Raw genomic sequence first — 5,603 nt, 5'->3', positions numbered from 1 at the left:
TGCTTATCGACGCCCCCGTCACAGCCCCCAGCCCCGAGCGCGAGATCGGGCTGGTCGGTCTCGCCGGTGGGTGGGTCGGTGATCTCCTGCTGATGCGGCCCGACAGCCTGCGGCCGGGAGCGGCGGCGTTCGCCGTGAATCAGGCGGCCTACCAGTGGCTGCTGTGGCGCCGTGGCGCCCGGTTCCGGCCGGGCACGGTGGGGCTGCGGGCGGTGCCCTTCGCTGCGGCCGCCTGGTTCGGGCGCGGTCACCTCGATGTGGTGCTGCTCTACGGCGGGATGGTCACGGCCACCTCGGCGCTGGCCGCGGACCCGGAGCTGCGGGCCAGGGGACTGGCGGCGGGTGGCAATCTTTTCCTTCTGTCCGATTCCCTCATTCTGGGGCGGATGCTGCTGCCTGACCGGGATTCGGCCCTGGGACGGGGGCTGGATGTGGCGGTGGCAGTGACCTACGTGGCCGCCCAACGGTTGCTCGTCGATGGGTTGTTCCGGGACCGTCCGGAACCGCATATCGGCGGATAGCTCCGCACACTTCGGTGGCGGCGGGAACTGGGTGCCATCACTACGCTGGATCCCATGACTTCCACTTCTCCTGCCGCTCCCGTGAACGAGATCCTCACCCGCACCCGGGAGGGTGTCGAGGCGCTGCGTGACTCCCTGGCCGCCTCACTCCAGGAGCCCGAGCGCATCGGCTACCTCACAGCCGGCGAGCTGAGCGTCTGGTCGCGTCTGTTCGGCTGGGAGAAGCCGGCGGCGGTGGCCGTGGCCGCCACGATGCCGGCGTTGGCGGGCACGGTGGTCCGCCACGACGCCTCCCCGGTACTGCTGGCGGGGCTGGCCGGCGGCTGGATCGGGGACCTGGCCAAACTGCGTAAGCCGGAGCGCACCCCGGTGCTCGGCATGTTCGGCATCGCCGCCCAGCACGCGGCGTACTCGGCGAAGCTCTACGACCGGGGTGCCCGCCCCTCCCCGACACGCGTGGGTCTGCGGGCAGCCGCCTGGGCCACCGGCGTCGGGCTGGCCGCCTGGAAGAAGAAGTCCCTCATCGCTCCGTCCGTGGTGGCGGGTGTGTTCGTCGCCGCCACCTCGGCGCTGGCCGATGACCGCGGGCTGCAGGACGGCACGGTCGTCCGCCAGGGGCTCGGACACGGCGGCAACCTGCTGCTCGCTGCCGAGGGTATCGCGCTGTTGCGGGAGACCGTGCTCACCGGCGACTCCCTCGGCTACCGCGCCCTCGACGCCGGCATGCGGGCCACGCACGTGGTGGGCAACATGCTGCTTATCGACGGCCTGACCCGGGAGTAGCTACGCAGCCTGGGGCGCGGCCGGAAGCCCGAAGGTGACATGCCGACTGATGTACGCCTGCCTCACATGCACAGGGATGACGGTGGAGGCGAGCCGGTACTCGCCCGCCGACAGTTCGACCACCATGCGCACCACACTGACCGGAATCTCCGGTGGCCAGAACCCAAACAGGCAGCAATCGAAGTCCTCCACACGGACAGCCTCTTCCTCGTACCAGTCGTCGGTGGCCTGGTCCACGAACTCCTCGCGGTGGGGTCCGCACAGGGCTCCGCACGCGATCTGGGCCAGGGAGCCGGCGCGGAGCCTGACGATGCCGCTGAGGTAGCGGCGGCCGTCGACACCGGAGGCGCAACTGACGACGTCACCGGTCACCAGCCCCAGGTCGAGGGCGTCGCTGACCAGCTCGAAGGAGTCCCCGTTGCGTCGGGCGCGCAGGGTCCGGGGGCGGGAGAGATGGGATGAGTCGGTCTTGAGGTCGGGACGGACGGTGATGGTCGTGGTCGGAGGTATCTTGCGCTTCTTTGCCATGGCCCCACCCTCGCATCAGACCCGGGCCCGCACCAGAGGCCGCCCGCCCGCCTGTGGACAACTCACCGAAACGCGGACGTGTCAGCAAAAATCTGTGGATAAACCCCGCGGAGTGCGCAACGGCGCACTGCGCGGGGCGTCGATAAGCACAGAAATCAACGGCGGAAACGCTCGAGCGGAGGGCCGAGAAACGGCTGCAATCGCTTGACGCACAAACCGATGAGCAGCGCCGCGGCGACCGTCCCCTCACGCACGCCCACCACCTGGCCGGCGAACGCCAGACCGAGCACCACGGCGGAGCACACGAGCACCACATCGAAGGCGATCTTGACGTAGCCGAAGACGAAGAGGCGACGTTCACCGAAGACCCGCGCCAGCTCGGTGGCGATGGTGAGCACGGTCGCCTCACCCGCCAACATGATGGAGCGGGCGGAGATCTGGAAGACGATGCCCACCGCCAGCACCACGATCGCCGCGAGCACCAGCACCCACTGCTGCCAGTACGCGGAATAGCTCACCCAGGAGGTGGCCCACAGCGCGAGGTCGTTGAGCACGCCGAACAGGAGCACCACCGGCAGCTGCAGCAGCTGCAGAGGCGGAAAGCGGCGGCGCAGAATGAGAAACTGCAGCGCCACGAGGCCGACATTGACCACGATCGTCGTCATACCCAGGCTCAGCGGGGAAATGAGGCTGAGGACGTAGGGCAGCGAGGAGATCGTGGTGGTACCCAGATCCGAGCGCACCGACAGTGCGATGCCGAAGGCCATGATGATGAGGCCGACGACCAGGAGCAGCAGCCGCCTAGGCGCGAGCAGCGCGCTCAGGACCGGTCCGCCATCGTCGCGCGGATGGGACGCGCCAACTGGGTCATCTCCCGGCGGCCGCGCAGCTCGACGGACTTCATCACGGTCCAGCGGGCCTGCTCGGCCTCATTGGCGCTGCGCAGGGTGGCGGCGTTGGTGAGCACACGGCCGTCGGTGTCCTTGGCCAGCTCGGTGAGACGGGCGGCGGAGTTCACGGCATCGCCGATGACGGTGTACTCGAAGCGGTCGGAACCGCCGATGTGGCCGGCGACGACATGCCCGGCAGCCACCCCGATGCCGGCCTGCAGGGCCATGCCCTTGAGCTCCTGACGCAGCTCGCGGGCGGCGGTCAGGGCGTGGGAGGTCGAGTCCGGCAGAGAGATGGGGGCACCGAAGACGGCCAGTGCCGCATCGCCCTGGAACTTGTTGATGATGCCCTTGTTGCGGTGCACCACCTCGACGACGTGCTCGAAGAACTGGTTGAGCGCCTCGACGACCTCCTCCGGGGTGTGGTTGACCGCGAAGGTGGTGGAACCGATGACGTCGACGAACAGGACGGCGACCTTGCGGTCCTCGCCGCCGAGGGTGGGGCGTTCCTCGAGGGCCCGCTTGGCCACCTCGGTGCCGACATAGCGGCCGAAGATGTCCCGGACGCGCTGGCGTTCCTTCAGCCCGCGCATCATCTCGTTGAAGCCGGCCTGGAGGACACCCATCTCGGAGCCGTCGTAGATGTCCACCTGCACGTTGGTGTCGCCGCGGCGCACGCGATTGATGGCCTCCTGCAGTTCCAGGACCGGGTCGACGACGCTCATGATGGCGAACGTCGTGCCCACGGAACCGGTGACCAGCACGGTGACGGACAGGGCGACGATACCCGGGATGAGTTCGCCGGCGTTGCCCATGAAGAACCCGGCCCGCTGCCCCAGCGCCAGCAGCAGGATGCCCAGCACCGGCAGGGCCGTGGTCATGACCCACGTCAGGCGCAGCCGCTGCGTGATGGGTGGCTCCAGCGTGGAATCCTCGAAACGACGGGCCAGCGCCGAGGCCGCCACCGGACGCACCAGGCGTTCGGCCAACAGGTAGGTGATCAGCACGACGACCATTCCCGCCAGCGACGTCGCCAGGCCGATGACCAGCGCCAACCTGCCGCTTGTCGACGCCGCCGTCGCCAACGCGATGGCGATGCCAATACCCCACACCACCGCGCACACCACAGCCTGATACACCGGCAGGCGCATGACCAGGTTGCGGACCATGTTCGGGTCATGGTTCTCCGGGTGCCGCTGCCACTCCAGCACCGGCCGGAACAGCAGCAGCGTGGCCACCACGCCGACGATCACCGCGAACGCCAGATACGTCAGCCCGATGATCTCCAGGTGAGCGACCTCGGAGGTGAAACTGCGCACCTCCGGCATGGGCACGAGGAAACGGATGAACATCATGATCGCCAGGGCGCCGATGAGGTTCGCTGCGAGCACCAGCGCGGCGTACAGGGGCCACGAGGTGCCCCACAGCCACTTGAAGGCCCGCAACAGTCGACTCATGGTTCACTACTTTAACCTCCTGGGCCCTCCCGCGGGGGCACCGCATGGCCAGGGTGAATAGGGTGGGTGAGGTGAACAGCGTTGCCGAGCGACTCTCCGACACCCCCACCGTCCGTGACACGGTCCTGCAGGCCGCCGCCGCCGCCCGGGACTTCACCCGCGGGCAGGCGGTGGACCTCGGCAGCGCCATGGCGCACGCGTGGATTCTCACCGGTCCGCCGGGTTCCGGCCGTTCGGTCGTGGCCCTGGCGTTCGCCGCGGCCCTGCAGTGCTCCGACCCCGAGGAGATCGGTTGCGGCCGCTGCCGGAACTGCCGGGACGTGCTTGCCGACGCCCACACCGACGTCCTCCACATCGTCCCCGCCGGCCTGTCCATCGGCATCGATGAGATGCGCGGCATGCGCGGGGAGGCAGCCACACTGCCGACGGTCGCCGAGTGGCGGATCATCATCATCGAGGACGCCGACCGACTCACCGGCCCGGCCGCCGACGCCATCCTCAAGATCGTCGAGGAGCCACCGGCACGCACCGTCATCCTCATGTGCGCCCCCTCCATCGATCCGGAGGATTTCTCCCCGACGTTGCGGTCGCGCTGCCGCCATCTCTACGTGCCGTTCCCGTCGGTGGAACGGATCGTGTCATTGCTTATCGACGACACCGGCGCCTCCCCCGAGGACGCCCGCCTCGCCGCCATCGCCTCCGGGCGACACATCGGCCGTGCCCGCCGCCTGGTCACCGACCCGGAGTCCCAGAAACGACGGGCCGCGGCCCTCAACCTCGCCGAGATGGTCTTTCACCGCGACGCGGTCTTCACAGCGGCGACCGCCTTCCTCAAGAGCGTGGACAAGCAGGTCAAGGAGTTGAGCGACGACGAGGATGCCGCCGAGGTGGCCACCCTCGAGCGTTCTCTCGGCAAGGGAGGGCGGGGCAAAGGCACCCAGAAAGCGATGGACGGCTCCGCCGGTGCTCTCTCCGAACTGGAGAAGACCCAGAAGACCCGCCGCAACCGCCGCAAGCGGGACTTCATCGACCTCGCCCTCGTCGACCTGGCCGGCCTCTACCGCGACGCACTCATGCTGGCCACGGGTGCCGATGTCGGCCTCACCCACCCCGACTTCGAGGGCCTGGCCCGCGAGCTGGCGGAGAAGGTCGGCGAACCCGGGCTCGTCGAGTGCCTCGACGCCGTGACCATCGCCCGCGAACACATCAGCGTCAACGTCACCCCGACCACCGCCATCGACGGCATGCTCGGGCGCATCCGTCTTGCTTCCCAGGTGCCCTGACCTGTGATTTCTCCGGCCGATGGGCGTACGCTAAAATGGCCCATCGGTGCTGTTTGTTCCGCACCGCGCCGCCTTAGCTCAGTCGGTAGAGCATCTCACTCGTAATGAGAAGGTCGCGAGTTCGATTCTCGCAGGCGGCTC

The 5,603-nt window shown here is 68.6% G+C and carries 6 protein-coding genes and 1 tRNA gene; 4 read left to right on the top strand and 3 right to left on the bottom strand.

All coding sequences use genetic code 11. The features are described from left to right. Together Q4F73_RS11120 and Q4F73_RS11115 are read left to right on the top strand one after the other, a co-directional pair. Positions 1–521 (top strand): lysoplasmalogenase family protein (locus tag Q4F73_RS11120; protein WP_303359411.1); only part of this gene is annotated, 521 nt, incomplete at its 5' end. 54 nt (positions 522–575) lie between these two features. Beyond that, positions 576–1,304, top strand: a complete 729-nt coding sequence (locus Q4F73_RS11115; RefSeq protein ID WP_303359410.1) for a lysoplasmalogenase family protein — start codon at positions 576–578, stop codon at positions 1,302–1,304. Here Q4F73_RS11115 and Q4F73_RS11110 read toward each other — a convergent pair whose 3' ends face one another. The 3 genes from Q4F73_RS11110 to Q4F73_RS11100 form a co-directional block, all read right to left on the bottom strand. Further along, complete coding sequence (locus Q4F73_RS11110; protein ID WP_303359409.1) at positions 1,305–1,832, bottom strand: hypothetical protein; 528 nt, start codon at positions 1,830–1,832, stop codon at positions 1,305–1,307. It lies immediately after the preceding gene. Between the two features lie 155 nt (positions 1,833–1,987). Beyond that, complete coding sequence (locus Q4F73_RS11105) at positions 1,988–2,626, bottom strand: YitT family protein (protein WP_303359412.1); 639 nt, start codon at positions 2,624–2,626, stop codon at positions 1,988–1,990. Between the two features lie 26 nt (positions 2,627–2,652). Beyond that, positions 2,653–4,179, bottom strand: coding sequence for an adenylate/guanylate cyclase domain-containing protein (locus Q4F73_RS11100; protein ID WP_303359408.1), 1,527 nt, complete (start codon positions 4,177–4,179; stop codon positions 2,653–2,655). 71 nt (positions 4,180–4,250) lie between these two features. Here Q4F73_RS11100 and Q4F73_RS11095 point away from each other — a divergent pair, with 71 nt between their 5' ends. Both Q4F73_RS11095 and Q4F73_RS11090 read left to right on the top strand, forming a co-directional pair. Then, positions 4,251–5,462 (top strand): DNA polymerase III subunit delta', encoded by a 1,212-nt coding sequence (locus Q4F73_RS11095; protein WP_303359407.1) that lies wholly within the window; start codon positions 4,251–4,253, stop codon positions 5,460–5,462. Between the two features lie 67 nt (positions 5,463–5,529). Beyond that, positions 5,530–5,602 (top strand) — tRNA-Thr (locus Q4F73_RS11090). The last annotated feature ends 1 nt before the right edge of the window (position 5,603 follow it).

The sequence above is a fragment of the Corynebacterium sp. genome (assembly GCF_030535495.1).
Taxonomy (GTDB): domain Bacteria; phylum Actinomycetota; class Actinomycetes; order Mycobacteriales; family Mycobacteriaceae; genus Corynebacterium.
The sequence above is the reverse complement of the archived record's forward strand: the minus strand, read 5'-3'. Positions and strand labels throughout refer to the sequence as shown.